The sequence below is a fragment of the Brachybacterium halotolerans genome (assembly GCF_016623465.1).
In the GTDB taxonomy this organism is placed as follows: Bacteria; Actinomycetota; Actinomycetes; order Actinomycetales; family Dermabacteraceae; genus Brachybacterium; species Brachybacterium halotolerans.
The window spans coordinates 20,172-35,999 of sequence record NZ_JAEDAJ010000001.1 but is presented as its reverse complement, the minus strand read 5'-3'; the positions used below and the strand labels follow the sequence as shown (position 1 = coordinate 35,999).

Genomic DNA, 15,828 nt, shown 5'->3' with positions numbered 1-15,828 from the left:
GGTCTGGACCCCGACAGTCTACGGCCGGCGCGGCCCTCAGCCGTCCGCGGCGGACGCGGAGGGGACGACGGGCCGGCTGAGCGCCCCGATCAGCCGACGGTCCGCGGTGATCCGCTCGAGCAGCTCCCGCTCGCGCTCACGGGTCTTGGCCGTCGGCTTCCCGTGGAGCACGCCGTGCCGGGTGATGGCGAGGTCCACCGCGGCGAGGATGAGGTCGTGCATCGCCATCCGCGGCACGGCCCCGTGGGCGGACGCCCACTTCTCGGCGCGGCGGCGGGCGCGGATCGAGACCAGCATGTCCACCTCGCGGGGCGCGAACCATCCCGCGCGCCCGTAGGCGGAGAGCTGGGTGCGCACGATCCGCTTCTCGCGCAGCCGCAGGAAGGTCATGATGCCCGCGAGCAGGAGGAACAGCGGGAGCTGGATCGTGAGGTAGTAGCGCAGGAAGCCGGCCATCGGCGCTGCCTGGTCGACCTGGATGAAGAAGGTGGAGCCGTTCCACAGGGCGTGCAGGCACATGCCCAGCGAGAGCCCGCCGACGCCCAGTCCGAAGTAGAGCATGAGGGAGCGGCGCTCGGCGGCGATCCCCAGGCCCAGTCCGCACAGCGAGGTGAAGCTCGCATGGGCGAACGGGGAGAGCAGGCCCCGCAGCAGGAAGGTCTGCCAGAAGGCGTCGACGGTGCCTGAGGCCTGCGCCTGCTGGAAGGCGCGCCCGAAGTAGAGCACGTTCTCGGTGAAGGCGAAGCCGCCGGCGATGAGCATGGCGTAGACGACGCCGTCGATCGGCCCGCCGATGAAGCGTCGACCCCAGATCAGCAGGGCGATGAGCCCGGAGGACTTCATCGATTCCTCGACGAGAGGCGCCTGGACCACGGCGGCGAGGAAGTTCGCGGTGTTCTCGCCCGCGTCCTGCGGGGTGATCCACCAGGTCACGGCACCGCCGATGACGAAGGTCAGCGCGACCGATCCGGCCGCGCCCCACACGAAGGAGTAGACGAGGGTGATCCGTGGCTGCGGCGTGTACCGGTCCAGCCACCACACGGCGGCGATCACGAGGCTCACGGGCACGAGCGCGGCGGTGAACGCGACCAGGGCCGTGCCCGTGCCGAGCGGCCGGATCGTGAAGAACCACACCCCGGCGGCGACCAGGATCAGGGCCGCGATCGCACCGCCCCAGACGAGCATCTGCACCCAGGGGCGCCGCCTGCGGGCGCGCCGGGCCGAGCCCGGGCGCAGGTGCCCGGGCGCCTGCGGGTCCGTGCGGTCGACGTCGTACCCGTAGCCGGCGGTGGTCCCCGGGGTGCTCATGCGCTCTCGCCCTCCCCCGCCCCGCCGGGCCAGGCCGCGGCGTACTGGGCGCGGGTGTCCGCGAGCAGGATCGGCAGCGCCTTGGTGCGCCCGACGATCGGCAGGAAGTTCGCGTCCCCGATCCAGCGCGGGACGACGTGCTGGTGCAGGTGGGCGGCGATCCCCGCCCCTCCCGCCTCGCCCTGGTTCATGCCCAGGTTGAAGCCGTCGGGACGGGAGACCTCGCGCACCACCCGCATCGCGGTCCTGGTGAGCTCCGCGACCTCGACGACCTCGTCCTCGGTGAGGTCCGTGTAGTCGGCGACGTGGCGGTACGGGCACACCATGAGGTGGCCGCTGTTGTAGGGGAAGAGGTTGAGGATCACGAAGGCGAGGGACCCGCGATGGACGATGAGCGCGTCCTCGTCGCTCGTCGCGGGGCCCGCGCAGAAGGGGCACTGCTCGCCGTCGTCGGGGTCCTCGGGCTTGCCCTCGCCCTGGATGTACACCATCCGATGGGGCGTCCACAGCCGGTCCATGCCGTCGTCCTCGCCCGCGAAGGCGCTCGGGGACTCGACGCGCACGGACTCATCGGTCCGCTGCTCGTCGGCGTGCTCGTCCTCGGCCCTCTGCTCCGCGGAGCCGTGCTGCTCGGGCGTGCCCATCGGACCTCCTCAGACCTGCGCGCGGGTGCGGATCGACTCGACGATGCGCTCGACGGCCTCGTCCACGGGGATGCCGTTGTCCTGGCTGCCGTCGCGGAAGCGGAAGGAGACCGCGCCGTTCTCCTGGTCCTCGCCGCCGGCGATGAGGAGGTAGGGCACCTTCTCCTTGGTGTGCGTGCGGATCTTCTTCTGCATCCGGTCGTCCGAGGCGTCGACCTCCACGCGCACTCCCCGCTCGCGCAGCCTCTGCGCGACCTGGTCGAGGTAGGGCGCGTACTCGGCGGCGACGGGGATGCCGACGACCTGCACGGGGGCGAGCCAGACCGGGAAGGCGCCCGCGTAGTGCTCGAGCAGCACGCCGAAGAAGCGCTCGATCGACCCGAAGAGCGCGCGGTGGATCATCACCGGGCGCTGGCGGGAGCCGTCGGACGCGGTGTACTCGAGCTCGAACAGCTCGGGCTCGAAGAAGTCGAGCTGGATGGTCGAGAGCTGCCAGGTGCGGCCGATGGCGTCCTTGGCCTGGACGGAGATCTTCGGGCCGTAGAAGGCGGCGCCGCCCGGATCGGGCACCAGGTCCAGGCCGGATTCCCGGGCGACCTCCTCGAGGGTGCGGGTCGCCTCCTCCCAGGTCGCCTCGTCGCCCACGGACTTCTCGGGGTCGCGGGTGGACAGCTCGAGGTAGAAGTCGTCGAGCCCGTAGTCGCGCAGCAGGTCCAGCACGAAGGTCAGCAGGCTCGCGAGCTCGTCGCGCATCTGCTCGCGGGTGGTGTAGATGTGCGCGTCGTCCTGGGTGAACCCGCGGGCGCGGGTGAGGCCGTGGACCACGCCGGACTTCTCGTAGCGGTAGACGCTGCCGAACTCGAACAGCCGCAGGGGGAGCTCGCGGTAGGAGCGGCCCCGGGAGCGGTAGACGAGGTTGTGCATCGGGCAGTTCATGGGCTTGAGGTAGTAGTCCTGGCCCTGCTTGGTGACGTTGCCGTCCGCGTCCTGCTCCTCGTCGAGGTGCATGGGCGGGTACATGCCGTCGGCGTACCACTCGAGGTGGCGGGAGGTCTCGAAGAGGTTCTTCTTGGTGATGTGCGGGGTGGAGACGAAGGAGTACCCGGCCTCGATGTGGCGCCGGCGGGAGTAGTCCTCCATCTCCATCTTGATCATCGCGCCCTTGGGGTGGAACACGGGCAGCCCGGAGCCGATCTCGTCGGGGAACGAGAACAGGTCCAGCTCGGAGCCCAGGCGGCGGTGGTCACGGCGCTCGGCCTCGGCGATCCGCTCCTGGTAGGCCTTGAGCTCGTCCTTGGTGGGCCAGGCGGTGCCGTAGACGCGCTGCAGCATCGGGTTCTTCTCGCTGCCGCGCCAGTACGCGGCAGCGGAGCGGGTCAGGGCGAAGCCGTTGCCGATGTGCTTGGTCGAAGGCAGGTGGGGGCCGCGGCAGAGGTCGGTCCAGACCACGTCCCCCTTCTTCGAGACGTTGTCGTACATCGTCAGTCCGCCCGCGCCGACCTCGACGCTCGCTCCCTCGGCGGCGTCGTCGGCCGAGGACTTCAGACCGATGAGCTCGAGCTTGAAGGGCTCGCCGGACTCCTCGGCGCGGGCCTCGTCGTCGCTCACCTCGCGGCGCACGAACCGCTGGTTCTCCTTGACGATGCGCCCCATCTGCTTCTCGAGGTTCTTGAGGTCCTCGGGGGTGAAGGGGGTCTCGACATCGAAGTCGTAGTAGAAGCCGTCGGTGATGGGCGGTCCGATGCCCAGCTTCGCCTCGGGGTCCACGCGCTGCACCGCCTGGGCGAGCACGTGCGCGGTGGAGTGGCGCAGGATGGCCAGGCCGTCCTCGCTGCCGAGCTCGACGCCCTCGACCTCCTGGCCGTCGGCCACAGCGGTCGCGAGGTCCCGCAGCTCGCCGTCGACCCGCAGGGCGACGATCGTGCCCTGGCCCTCGAACAGCTTGGTACCCGTGGTCCCCTCCTCGATCTGCTGGGGGGATCCGTCGAGGGTGATGGCGATCTGGGCCACGGGGTGCTCCTTGCTGGTCGGGTCGAGCCGGCCGACGATGCCGGCTCCGCGGACGATCGTATCCGGCCGCCGCCTCCCCCGAGAACCGCATTCGACCGGCGCGAGACGCGCACGACCCGGGACGGTCTCGACGCGCGACCGGCACGACCCGGGCCGGGCACGAGGCGCGCCCAGCACGACTCGCGACCGGCCCGCGCGGGATCAGCCGGTGAACAGTGCGACGGCGGTGATGAGCGTCTTCACGACGCCGTAGGCCAGCGCCGCGACCACGATGAGCCCGAGCACGCCGGCCGCGGCGGTGTGCGCACCGCTCGCGGACGCCGCACCATCGCCGTGCCGGGCGTCCGACGCCTTGGCCGCGGCCTCGCGGTCGTGCTCGGCCTTCTTCGCGACGACCTCCGGGTCCTCGAAGTGGCGCGGGTCGAGCCGGCGGATCAGGAGGTTCGCGACGAAGCCGACGACGAGGATGCCGATCATGATGACCAGCGCCAGGCGATAGAGGCCGAAGCCCTCCTGGCCCGAGTTCTTCTGGTGCTCGACCACGGAGTTCACGATCAGCGGCCCCACGATGCCGGCGGAGGACCATGCCGTGAGCAGGCGGCCGTGGATCGCGCCCACCTGGTACACGCCGAACAGGTCCTTGAGGTACGCCGGCGCCGTGGCGAAGCCGCCCCCGTAGAACGAGATGATCACGAGCGCCGAGAGCACGAAGATCGCGAGCGCCTGGGAGCCGACGGTCACCAGCAGCAGGTACAGGAGGATCCCGCCGCCGAGGAACACCAGGTACGTGTTCTTGCGGCCCAGGTAGTCCGAGGCCGTGGACCACACGAAGCGGCCGCCCATGTTGAAGATCGAGAGCAGTCCCACGAAGCCGCCGGCGGCGACCGCGGTGATCCCGGCGAAGGATCCCTGGATCATCGGCGAGGCGGATTCGAGGATGCCGATCCCGGCGGTGACGTTGGTGAACAGCGCGATCCAGAGCAGCCAGAACTGCGGCGTGCGCATGGCTCCCCGGACGGAGACGTTCCCCGCGGACTGCATGGGCTTGGCCGTGGCCTGCGAGGCGTCGAACCCGGCCGGTGCCCAGTCGGGATGCGGGAGGCGGATGACGTACGCGCCGAGGGCGATGACGATCAGGTAGATCACCGCGAGGGTGAGGAAGGTGCCGGTGATCCCGTCACCGAGATGATCGGCGCCGCCGCCGTACACCGCCATCAGCGCGTTGGAGGCGGGGCTCGCGATGAGCGCGCCGCCTCCGAAGCCCATGATCGCGAGGCCCGTGGAGAGGCCCGGACGATCCGGGAACCACTTCATGAGCGTGGACACCGGGGAGATGTAGCCGATCCCGAGTCCGATGCCTCCGATGACCCCGTAGCCGACGTACACGAGCCAGAGCTGGCTGGTCGCGACGCCCAGGGTCGCCACCAGGAACCCCGCCACCCAGAAGGCGCCGGAGACCACCATCGACTTCCGCGGGCCGACCTTCTCGACCCAGGCGCCCGCGATGGCCGAGGAGATGCCGAGCATCGCGATCGCGAGGGAGAAGATCCACCCGGTCGCGACCTCGCCGCTGCCCTCGTCGAAGCCGAAGTGGTCGATCAGCGGGGCCTTGAACACGGAGAACGCGTAGACCTGGCCGATGCTCAGGTGGATGGCGAGGGCCGCGGGCGGGATCAGCCAGCGGTTGAACTTCACGGGCGCGACGATCGCGTCGCGTTCGAGCACGGACATGGCGGGCTCCTCAGCATCGAGCTCGGGGGAAAGGGGCGGGGCGATACCGGTCTCCTGCACAGCATCGTGAGGACCGGACGTGCAGACGCTACACGGTCCGCGCCGGCGCACGGACCATTCGGGCACGCGCCGCGGCGACACCACTTCGGGGCCGGCCGGAGACGGCCGGGAACGCTCGGGAACAGCCGGGACATGACGAAGGCCCTGACCGGATGCGCCGGTCAGGGCCTTCAGGGGTGGGCGATACTGGGATCGAACCAGTGACCTCTTTCGTGTCAGGAAAGCGCGCTACCACTGCGCCAATCGCCCTGATCGTCCTCCGCCCGGAGGCGGAAGCGGAGGTGGGTACGGGATTCGAACCCGTGTACACGGCTTTGCAGGCCGTTGCCTCGCCTCTCGGCCAACCCACCGGACGAGCGGCCGACGCGAGGACGGCCCCTCATGAGGAACGGCGCTCCCGACAGTGTCGGGCGCGCCGCCTCCCGGAGCGGACGACGGGACTCGAACCCGCGACCCTCACCTTGGCAAGGTGATGCTCTACCAACTGAGCCACGTCCGCATGACGAGGATCCGAGGATCCTGTCGTGGGCGATACTGGGATCGAACCAGTGACCTCTTCCGTGTGAAGGAAGCGCGCTACCACTACGCCAATCGCCCGTCGGGCCACCCGTGAGCGGGCCCTCCGACGTCCTCTGCGGGAGCCGGGCTCCCGATCGGACCTGGACGAGATTACACCACCAGCGCCGCAGATCCGAACGTCAGAGACCACTTCGCGCTGTGGTGTGAGCCACCCCGGCCGAGGCCCCGCAGGGCTGGTGCCGCGCATCACGTGCATTTGCACGCGGCGCGCACACACCCGTAATGTGTCTCTTCGTCAGCAGGAACCACTTGCTCCGGGGCGACCCGGGAGCGATGGATCCGGCAGATGCGCGGACGTGGCTCAGTTGGTAGAGCATCACCTTGCCAAGGTGAGGGTCGCGGGTTCGAGTCCCGTCGTCCGCTCCGTCCCCTCGCAGCTCGGCTGCATGGGCGATTGGCGCAGTGGTAGCGCGCTTTCCTGACACGAAAGAGGTCACTGGTTCGATCCCAGTATCGCCCACGCTGAAGGCCCCGGTCATCGACCGGGGCCTTTCTCGTGTCCGCGCCCGGCTCTGGCCAGGCCGCCGAGCACGTCCCACAATGGCCCCATGAGCGATGACGCGAAGAAGCGGATCCTGCTGACCGGGGCGACGGGCGGCGTGGGCACGGCACTGCTCGCCCGGCTCGACGACGAGTACGACATCGTCCCCCAGGGCCGGCACGCACGCACCGAGGAGCTGCGCGACCGGCTGCGGGTCGCCGACGTGACCGACTACGACCAGGTCCGCGCGCTGATGGAGGGGATCGACGCGGTCGTCCACCTCGCGGGATCCGCCTCCCCCGAGTCCGACTGGGAGTCGGTGCTGGGTCCGAACATCGTGGGACAGCGCAACGTGCTGGAGGCGGCGCGGGACGCCGGAGTGCGCCGTGTCGTGCTCGCCTCGTCGAACCATGCGATGGGCGGGTACGACCGCCACGAGCAGTGGCCCGTGCACAGCGACATGCCGCCCTGGCCGGACTCCCTCTACGGGGTCTCCAAGGTGTTCGGCGAGGCCCTGGGGCGCCACTACCACGACGCCTTCGGGCTCGAGGTGATCGCCCTGCGCATCGGATGGATGAGCGAGGACCCGCTGTCCACGGACGTGGACCTGTTGCGCGCCATGTGGCTCTCCCCGGACGACGCGGCCCGGGCCGTGCGCAGCGCCCTCGAGGCCGACGTGCCCTTCGGCATCTACTACGCGATCTCCGCCAACGCCAATCGCCGCTGGGACATCACCGACACCATGCTCGAGCTGGGTTACCGCCCGCAGGACGACTGGACCGCTCTCCCCGGAGCGCACGAGGAGGTCGTCGAGGGCGGGGCCGACAGTCCGGGCGACTGGCCGGAAGGGTCCTGAGAGGGCCGACGGCCCGCGCCGCGCCCCGTCGGCCCCAGGTGCGCCCGGGTACTGTGCACACATGCAGATCTGGACGGGACAGCCGTACCCCCTCGGCGCGACCTTCGACGGCGGCGGCACGAACTTCGCCCTGTTCTCCGAGGCGGCCGAGCGGGTCGAGCTGTGCCTGTTCGACGAGGACGGCACCGAGACCCGCGTGCAGGTCACCGAGGTCGACGCGTTCGTGTGGCACGTCTACCTCCCGGCGGTCCAGCCCGGGCAGCGCTACGGCTACCGCGTCCACGGCCCCTACGACCCCGCGGCCGGCCAGCGCTGCGACCCGTCGAAGCTGCTGCTGGACCCGTACGCGAAGGCGATCAGCGGGATGGCCACGAACCATCCCTCGCTCTTCTCCTACGACTTCGAGGACCCCGAGCGGCGCAACGAGGAGGACTCGGCCCCGCACACGATGCTCGGCATCGTGGTCTCCCCCTACTTCGACTGGGGCAGCGACCACTCCCCCGGCCACGAGTACCATGACACCGTCATCTACGAGGCGCACGTCAAGGGCCTGACCATGCAGCACCCGGGGATCGACGAGTCGATCCGCGGCACCTACGTGGCGATGGGCCACCCCGAGATCATCCGCCATCTGCAGTCGCTCGGCGTGACCGCCGTGGAGCTGATGCCCGTGCACCAGTTCGTCCAGGACGGCCACCTCGTCGAGAAGGGGCTGCGCAACTACTGGGGCTACAACACGATCGGGTTCTTCGCCCCGCACAACGAGTACTCCTACGCGGGGGACGCCGGCCAACAGGTCCAGGAGTTCAAGACCATGGTCAAGAACCTCCACGCCGCCGGCATCGAGGTGATCCTCGACGTCGTCTACAACCACACCGCCGAGGGCAACGACAAGGGCCCCACCCTCTCCTTCCGCGGCATCGACAACGCCTCGTACTACCGGCTCGTCGATGACGACAAGGCGCACTACTACGACACCACGGGCACGGGGAACTCCCTGCTCATGCGCACCCCGCACGTGCTGCAGCTGATCATGGACTCGCTGCGCTACTGGGTCAGCGAGATGCACGTGGACGGCTTCCGCTTCGACCTCGCCTCGACGCTCGCCCGCGAGCTGCACGAGGTGGACCGGCTCTCCGCCTTCTTCGACATCATCCAGCAGGACCCGATCATCTCCCAGGTCAAGCTCATCGCCGAGCCCTGGGACCTCGGCGAGGGCGGCTACCAGGTGGGCGGCTTCCCGCCCCTGTGGTCGGAGTGGAACGGCCGCTACCGCGACACCGTGCGCGACGCGGGGCGCAGCGAGCCGGGCGTGCTCCCCGACTTCTCCTCCCGCCTCGCGGGCTCCTCCGACCTCTACCAGCACACGGGCCGCACCCCGATCGCCTCCGTCAACTTCGTGACCGCGCACGACGGCTTCACCCTGCGCGACCTCGTCTCCTACAACGAGCGGCACAACGAGGCCAACGGCGAGGGCGGCAACGACGGCGAGAGCCACAACCGCTCCTGGAACTCGGGGGCCGAGGGGCCGACGGAGGACCTCGCCATCACCTCGCTGCGTCTGCGCCGCGCGAAGAACTTCATGGCGACCCTCCTGGTCAGCCAGGGCGTGCCGATGATCCTCCACGGTGACGAGATGGGCCGCACCCAGCAGGGCAACAACAACACCTACTGCCAGGACGACGAGATCTCATGGGTCGACTGGGACCTCGACGAGGACCAGCAGGACATGCTCGACTTCACCCGGCACATGATCGCCCTGCGCCGGGCGCATCCGATCTTCCGGCGCCGGCGCTTCCTGGGCGGCCAGAACCCCTGCGAGGGCGACGAGTCCCTGCCGGACGTGGTCTGGCTCGCGACCGACGGCACCGAGATGACGCAGGAGCAGTGGGACGACCCGCAGAACAAGTGCGTGGACGTGTTCCTCAACGGCTCCGCGATCCCGGAGCCGGACGCCCGCGGCGAGCGCATCATCGACGACTCCGCGCTGCTCATGTTCAACTGGGCGGGCAACGACGTGGACTTCCGCGTCCCGCCCGAGGACTTCGGCTCTGCCTGGTACGTCGCCTCGGGCACGGCCCACCAGCTCGATCTCGGCGAGCGGCTCGAGCCCGGCCAGACGATCACGCGGCCCGCCTACTCCGTGCTGATCCTGGGGCGCCACCCCGAGGATCACGCCGCGGACGAGGCCGACGGCGCGCAGGCCGAGCAGTACGACTCCTCGCAGGCAGCCCTGCCGCCGCGCGGACGGGCGTACTCGAGCGCGTCCTCGCAGTCCCCCGGCCCGCTCGCCGCGCCGCGGATCACGAGCGCCTCGCACCCGCGGCGCTGAACCCTTCGGCCCACCACGGTCCCGCCCTGGTCCCGACCCGCGAAGGAGCACGCAGCACATGGTCACCCTCCCCGCCCCCTCCCGGATCGTCCCCACCAGCACGTACCGGCTCCAGCTGCACGCGGGCTTCACCTGCGACGACGCCGCCGCGCTCGTCCCCTACCTCGCCGACCTCGGGGCGGGACACGTGTTCTGCTCCCCTGTGCTCCAGGCCGCACCCGGCTCCACCCACGGGTACGACGTCGTGGACCACACGCGGATCAGCGAGGAGATCGGTGGGATCGACGCCCTGCGGAGGCTGGCCGACGCCGTCCACGCGCACGGCATGGGGCTGATCGTCGACGTCGTCCCCAACCACATGGCGATCCCCACGCCCGTCTGGCACAACCGCGCCCTGTGGTCGGTGCTGCGCGAGGGGCCGGCCTCGCCCTTCGCCGACTGGTTCGACGTGGACATCAGCGCGCAGAACTCGATCCTCATGCCCGTGCTGGGGCGCCCCATCGGTCAGGTCCTCGCCGACGGCGAGATCGAGGTGTCCCGTGCCGACGTGCCCCAGCGCGACGGCGGCACGCGCGAGGAGAGCGTGGTGCGCTACTACGACCACGTGCTGCCGATCGCCCCGGGCACCGAGGACCTGGGCCTCGTCGACCTGCTCGAGCGCCAGTGGTATCGGCTGGCCTACTGGAAGGTCGCCGACGACGAGCTGAACTACCGTCGCTTCTTCGACGTCGACACCCTCGCGGCCGTGCGCGTCGAGCTGCCCGAGGTGTTCACCGCGACCCATGCGCTGCTCCTGCAGCTGCAGTCCGAGGGCGTCGTCGACGGATACCGGATCGACCATCCCGACGGCCTCGCCGATCCGCGCGGATACCTGCGCGACCTCCACGAGGCCTCCGGCGGCGCCTGGACCGCGGTGGAGAAGATCCTCGAGGGCGACGAACAGCTGCCCGGCGACTTCCCCTGCGACGGCACGACCGGGTACGACGCCCTGTGGCGCGTGGGCGGCCTCTTCCACGACCCGCGCGGCGCGCTGGGTCTCACGCACGTCTGGCAGCGCACCACGGGCGACCTGCGGCCGTTCGAGGAGATCGCCGCCGAGTCCACCGCGCTCATCATCTCCACGAGCCTGTGGGCGGAGGTCGAGCGCCTCACGGACCTCGTCCGTCGCATCTGCGCCGAGGACATCCGACTGCGCGACACCACGCGCCGCCAGATCCAGAGGGTGCTGGTCGCGATGCTCGCCTCGATGGACCGCTATCGCGCCTACATCGTCCCCGGGGAGAGCGCGAGCGGCGCCGAGCGCGCGGTGCTCGAGGCGGCGGCCGCCCGCGCCCGCGATCTCCTGGGCGAGGACCCGGACCTGGGCGCGGCTCTCGAGGTGGTGCTCGCGCTCGTGTGCGGGGACGAGGCGGGCAGCGCCGGCCGGACGGCGAGCGCCGACCGCGCCGAGCTGATCGTCCGCTTCGCCCAGACCTGCGGACCCGTGCACGCCAAGGGCCTGGAGGACACGGCGTTCTACCGCTATCCGCGGTTCCTGCCGGTCACCGAGGTGGGCGCGGATCCCGACCGCATCGGCGTCGAGCCCGACGACCTCCACGACCACTGCGCGACGATGGTGCACACGCGTCCGGACTCCATGACGACCCTCTCCACGCACGACACCAAGCGCAGCGAGGACGTGCGCGCCCGTCTCGCCGTGCTCACCGAGATCCCCCACGAATGGGGCCTCGCGGTGCTCGACCTCGAGCAGGCGGTGGCCGCGCACACCGGGGACCGGGTCGACGGCGCACTGCGCCTGCTGCTGTGGCAGACGCTGCTGGGGACCTGGGACCTGCCGGGCGCGCACAGCGACCGCATCGACGAGGACCGTCTCATCGGCTACCTCGAGAAGGCCATGCGCGAGGCGAAGACCCGCACGACCTGGACGGACCAGGACATCGAGTACGAGGACCAGGTCCGGGAGCTGGGGCGCGCGGCCCTCGCCTCCCCCGAGGTCGCGTCGATCCTCGAGGACCTCACCCGCAGGACGCTCGGCGCGCAGCGCGCGGCGATCCTCGGCCAGAAGCTCGTCCAGCTCACGATGCCGGGCGTTCCCGACGTCTATCAGGGGTGCGAGTCCATCGACCTCTCGCTCGTCGATCCCGACAACCGCCGCGAGGTCGACCACGCCGGGCACGCGGCGCGGCTCGCCCGCATGCGCGAGGGCGCGCGGCCCGACGGCGTGGCCGACGAGAAGCTCTGGCTCACCCATCGCGCGCTGCGCCTGCGCCGCGAGCGTCCCGAGCTCTTCCGCGGGCGCTCCGCCGTCTACCGCCCGGTGCCGACCTCGACCGCGCATGCGGTGGCCTTCGGCCGCGCCCTCGAGGACGGGCCGCTCGAGGAGGTCACGGTCGTCACCCGCCTCGCGCACGGCCTCGCCCAGCGCGGCGGCTTCGGCGAGGCGGTGATCGTGCTGCCCGAGGGCCGCTGGCTTGATCTGCTGAGCGGCCGGGAGACCGACGGAGGACAGGTGCGCCTGACGGCGCTGCTCGAGGACTGGCCGGCGGCGCTGCTGGTGCGCGCCGACGAGACGGACGGGCATGGGTCCTTCGAGCACGAGACCGACGGCGGGACCGAAGGCGCGACAGCCGGCGGGACCGATGGCGAGGAGGCGGCATGAGCGAGCACGCGAGCGACACGACCAGGACCGGGACCGAGGCGGCGCGCACGGCGTCGTCATCCTCCCCGGCGAGACCTCCGTCGGGCCCGGCACCGCTGCCGGTGCGGGATGCGGACGGCGTCCTCGAGGTCTGGGCTCCGCGCGCACGGACGGTGCAGGTGCGTCTGACCGTCCCACCCCGCGGCGAGGAGACCGCGGCCCTTCCCGGCTCGGCGCGCACGCACTCGCACGCGCAGTGGCACACCCACGCGGAGGCGGACGCGGTCGTGCGCTCGCTCGAGCCCGTCGGCGACGGCTGGCACCGACTGCGCGGCGACGGGACCGACGCCGAGGACCCGGTCGCCGTGCCGAGCACGGGTACCCGTTATGCGTTCCGCCTGGACGAGGACGGGGACTGGCTGCCGGACCCGCGCAGCCTCGCCCAGCCGGACGGGGTCCACGGCCCGAGCGAGGTCGTGCGCCCTCGGCTGTTCCCGCATGCGCCGTGGGAGGGTCGCTCCTTCCGCGGGGGCGTCGTCTACGAGCTGCACGTGGGCACCTTCGCGCCGTCCGCCGACGGCGGCACCGGCACCTTGGACACCGCGATCGAGCGCCTGGACCACCTGGTCGCGCTCGGCGTCGACGCGGTCGAGCTGATGCCGCTCGCGGCCTTCCCCGGCGAGCGCGGCTGGGGGTACGACGGGGTGGACCTCATGGCCGTGCACCCCGCCTACGGCGGTCCCGCCGCGCTCGCCCGCTTCGTCGAGGCGGCGCATGCGCGCGGCCTCGCGGTGGTCCTGGACGTGGTGCTGAACCACCTGGGGCCCGACGGCAACCACCTCGGCGCCTTCGGCCCGTACTTCACCGACCGCCACGAGACCCCGTGGGGCTGGGCCGTGAACCTCGACGACGCGGGCAGCGACCAGGTGCGCGCCTTCCTGCGCGGGGTCGCCCGGTTCTGGCTCGTGGACATGCAGCTGGACGGCCTGCGGCTGGACGCCGTGCACGAGCTGCAGGACGACTCGCCCCGGCACTTCCTCGCCGAGCTCGCCGACGCGGTCGCCCACTGGGAGGCCGAGACCGGGAGGCCGCTGACCCTGATCGCGGAATCGGACCGCAACGACCCCGTGACCGTCACGCCCACCGCTCGCGGCGGGCTCAGCATGGACATGCAGTGGGCCGACGACGTCCATCACGCCGTCCACGCGTGGATCAGCGGCGAGCGCCAGGGCTATTACGTGGACTTCGGCAGCGCCGAGGTGCTGGCGCGGACCCTCACCCGCGTCTTCGAGCACGCCGGGACGCTCTCCACCTTCCGCGGACGGGTCTGGGGCGCGCCCGTCGATCCGTCGACCGACGCCTATGACGCGCACTCCTTCGTCGCCTTCCTCGAGGACCACGACCAGGTGGGCAATCGCGCGCGCGGGGACCGCGTCCACCAGTTGCTCTCCCCCGGCGAGCACGCCGCGGCGATCGCGCTGATCCTGCTGGGCGCGCCCACGCCGATGCTCTTCCAGGGCGAGGAATGGGCGTGCAGCGCCCCGTTCCGGTACTTCACCGACCATGCCGAGCCGCTGGGGTCGATGGTCACCGCCGGGCGGCGCGAGGAGTTCGCGCAGATGGGCTGGGACTCATCGGACGTGCCGGACCCGCAGGCCCGCTCCACCTTCACCGACTCCTTCCTGGACTGGGAGGAGAGGGACGAGGGCGCGCACGCCTCGATGCTCGAGTGGTACCGCACGCTCATCGGCCTGCGCCGCGCGCTCCCGGAGCTGACGGATCCGGACCTCGGGCACGTCGGGGTCGACGTGCTGGACGAGGAGTCGCTCGTGCTGCGCCGCGGGGACGTGCACGTGCTCGTCACCCGCGCGGAGGGCGGGGCCGGGATGCCCGCGTCGGGCACGGCTGTCGGCCGGGAGGTCCTCGCCTCCTTCGGCGCGCTGCGCCGCGATGCCCAGGAGCTCGTCGTCGGGCTCGCGGGCCCCGGCGCGCTCGTCGTCCGCGGGAGCGACGCCGCGGCTCAGTCGGCCGAGGCGTCCTGAGCGGCGCCTTCGAGGTCCTTCGCGCCGTCGCGCGCGAGCGAGGTCAGGCGCGAGAGGGAGCGGTAGTACTTCTTGCGGTAGCCGCTGCGCAGCAGCTCCTCGGTGAAGATGCCCGCCACGTCCTGGCCGCTCGCGAGCACCGGGATCTCCCGGTCGTAGAGCCGGTCCACGAGCACCACGAAGCGCAGGCCGTTGTTGTGGTCGGCGATCGTGGACACGTCGACGAGATGGGCGAACGAGACGTCGTCGAGCATCGCCCCGTAGCGGGAGGGATGCACGGTCTTGAGGTGCGCGAGGAGGGCGGGGAGATCGTCCAGCGTCGCGCCGGGCGTGGCCTCGGCGTGCTCGCGCACGGTCTCCTCAGGCAGGGCGGGCGCCTCGGCGACGGCCTCGCGCCGCCGATAGTCCTCGCCGTCGATCCGCAGCACGTCGAAGCGCTCGGACATCGACTGGATCTCGCGCAGGAAGTCCTGGGCGGCGAAGCGCCCCTCGCCGAGCGCCTCCGGCAGCGTGTTCGAGGTCGCCACGATCGCGACGCCGCGATCGGAGAGCTCACGGATCAGCCGCGTCATCAGCAGGGTGTCCCCGGGGTCGTCGAGCTCGAACTCGTCGATGCACACGAGCGAGGAGCCGCCCAGCAGCTCCACGGCGCGGGTGAAGCCGAGCGCCCCCACGAGGTTCGTGTACTCGACGAAGGTGCCGTAGACGGGGTTCCCGTCGGTGATGTGGAACAGCGAGGTCAGCAGGTGGGTCTTGCCCACGCCGAAGCCGCCGTCGAGGTAGAGGCCGCGCGCCGCCTGCGGGCGCTTGCGGAACATGCCCAGCAGGCCCTTCGACCCGCCGCTGCGGCCGATGCCGTGCGCGAACTCGGCGATCCGCTCCTTCGCCTCCTGCTGGGAGGGGTACTGCGGATCGGGCACGTAGTTGTCCAGCCGCGCCTTCGCGAAGCGCGGCGGCGGCACGAGGTCGGCGACCAGGCGCTCGAGGGAGGGGGCTGGGGTGCGCGCGGTGAGGGACTCGGTCACGGCCGCCCAGTCTAGGGGCGCGGGCGATCGCGGCAGATCTCCTGTGGGCAGGTCCACGATCGCGCGCCGGCCCCGGCGTGCTCGGGACCCGGCGATCCCCGGCCTCGGCACGCTGCGGCTCC

The 15,828-nt window shown here is 71.3% G+C and carries 9 protein-coding genes and 6 tRNA genes; 6 read left to right on the top strand and 9 right to left on the bottom strand.

The annotated features are described in order from the left end of the window. Positions 1 to 36 precede the first annotated feature (36 nt). The 8 genes from I8D64_RS00165 to I8D64_RS00130 all read right to left on the bottom strand — a co-directional run bounded on the left by I8D64_RS00165 (position 37) and on the right by I8D64_RS00130 (position 6,350). Positions 37 to 1,308, bottom strand: coding sequence for a PrsW family intramembrane metalloprotease (locus I8D64_RS00165; RefSeq protein ID WP_200500517.1), 1,272 nt, complete (start codon positions 1,306 to 1,308; stop codon positions 37 to 39). Beyond that, entirely contained in the window at positions 1,305 to 1,952 is a 648-nt protein-coding gene (locus I8D64_RS00160; protein ID WP_200500516.1) for an HIT family protein, read from the bottom strand. Before I8D64_RS00160 ends, I8D64_RS00165 begins: the two co-directional genes overlap by 4 nt. A gap of 9 nt (positions 1,953 to 1,961) precedes the next feature. After that, positions 1,962 to 3,962: a threonine--tRNA ligase gene (gene thrS, locus I8D64_RS00155; RefSeq protein WP_200500515.1), complete on the bottom strand. Its 2,001-nt coding sequence runs from the start codon at positions 3,960 to 3,962 to the stop codon at positions 1,962 to 1,964. A 201-nt stretch (positions 3,963 to 4,163) separates the two neighbouring features. Next, positions 4,164 to 5,693: an OFA family MFS transporter gene (locus tag I8D64_RS00150; protein WP_200500514.1), complete on the bottom strand. Its 1,530-nt coding sequence runs from the start codon at positions 5,691 to 5,693 to the stop codon at positions 4,164 to 4,166. A 237-nt stretch (positions 5,694 to 5,930) separates the two neighbouring features. Continuing rightward, a tRNA-Val gene (locus I8D64_RS00145) sits at positions 5,931 to 6,002 on the bottom strand. A gap of 30 nt (positions 6,003 to 6,032) precedes the next feature. Continuing rightward, positions 6,033 to 6,103, bottom strand: a tRNA-Cys gene (locus tag I8D64_RS00140). Between the two features lie 76 nt (positions 6,104 to 6,179). Next, positions 6,180 to 6,252 (bottom strand) — tRNA-Gly (locus tag I8D64_RS00135). Positions 6,253 to 6,278: 26 nt separating this feature from the next. Next, a tRNA-Val gene (locus I8D64_RS00130) sits at positions 6,279 to 6,350 on the bottom strand. 272 nt (positions 6,351 to 6,622) lie between these two features. Between I8D64_RS00130 and I8D64_RS00125 the strand changes: the two genes are divergently transcribed. The 6 genes from I8D64_RS00125 to treZ all read left to right on the top strand — a co-directional run bounded on the left by I8D64_RS00125 (position 6,623) and on the right by treZ (position 14,681). Beyond that, positions 6,623 to 6,695, top strand: a tRNA-Gly gene (locus I8D64_RS00125). A gap of 25 nt (positions 6,696 to 6,720) precedes the next feature. Continuing rightward, a tRNA-Val gene (locus I8D64_RS00120) sits at positions 6,721 to 6,792 on the top strand. Between the two features lie 88 nt (positions 6,793 to 6,880). Further along, on the top strand, positions 6,881 to 7,669 hold the full coding sequence (locus I8D64_RS00115; protein ID WP_200500513.1) for an NAD-dependent epimerase/dehydratase family protein: 789 nt from the start codon (positions 6,881 to 6,883) through the stop codon (positions 7,667 to 7,669). A 61-nt stretch (positions 7,670 to 7,730) separates the two neighbouring features. Continuing rightward, positions 7,731 to 10,001 carry a glycogen debranching protein GlgX gene (gene glgX / locus I8D64_RS00110; protein WP_200500512.1) on the top strand — a complete coding sequence of 757 codons (2,271 nt, stop codon included), beginning with the start codon at positions 7,731 to 7,733 and terminating at the stop codon, positions 9,999 to 10,001. 58 nt (positions 10,002 to 10,059) lie between these two features. Further along, entirely contained in the window at positions 10,060 to 12,660 is a 2,601-nt protein-coding gene (treY, locus tag I8D64_RS00105) for a malto-oligosyltrehalose synthase (RefSeq protein WP_200500511.1), read from the top strand. Then, positions 12,657 to 14,681, top strand: a complete 2,025-nt coding sequence (gene treZ, locus I8D64_RS00100) for a malto-oligosyltrehalose trehalohydrolase (protein WP_200500510.1) — start codon at positions 12,657 to 12,659, stop codon at positions 14,679 to 14,681. Before treY ends, treZ begins: the two co-directional genes overlap by 4 nt. Here the strand turns inward: treZ and zapE are convergent. Beyond that, positions 14,660 to 15,706 carry a cell division protein ZapE gene (gene zapE, locus I8D64_RS00095; RefSeq protein ID WP_200500509.1) on the bottom strand — a complete coding sequence of 349 codons (1,047 nt, stop codon included), beginning with the start codon at positions 15,704 to 15,706 and terminating at the stop codon, positions 14,660 to 14,662. The genes treZ and zapE overlap by 22 nt on opposite strands. Positions 15,707 to 15,828: the final 122 nt, after the last annotated feature.

Bases quoted from the DNA above. Each gene is read 5' to 3' on its own strand.
- treZ (WP_200500510.1), top strand. From the start codon at position 12,657: ATGAGCGAGCACGCGAGCGACACGACCAGGACCGGGACCGAGGCGGCG.
- I8D64_RS00115 (WP_200500513.1), top strand. From the start codon at position 6,881: ATGAGCGATGACGCGAAGAAGCGGATCCTGCTGACCGGGGCGACGGGC.
- I8D64_RS00150 (WP_200500514.1), bottom strand. From the start codon at position 5,693: ATGTCCGTGCTCGAACGCGACGCGATCGTCGCGCCCGTGAAGTTCAAC.
- I8D64_RS00165 (WP_200500517.1), bottom strand. From the start codon at position 1,308: ATGAGCACCCCGGGGACCACCGCCGGCTACGGGTACGACGTCGACCGC.
- treY (WP_200500511.1), top strand. From the start codon at position 10,060: ATGGTCACCCTCCCCGCCCCCTCCCGGATCGTCCCCACCAGCACGTAC.
- I8D64_RS00160 (WP_200500516.1), bottom strand. From the start codon at position 1,952: ATGGGCACGCCCGAGCAGCACGGCTCCGCGGAGCAGAGGGCCGAGGAC.
- glgX (WP_200500512.1), top strand. From the start codon at position 7,731: ATGCAGATCTGGACGGGACAGCCGTACCCCCTCGGCGCGACCTTCGAC.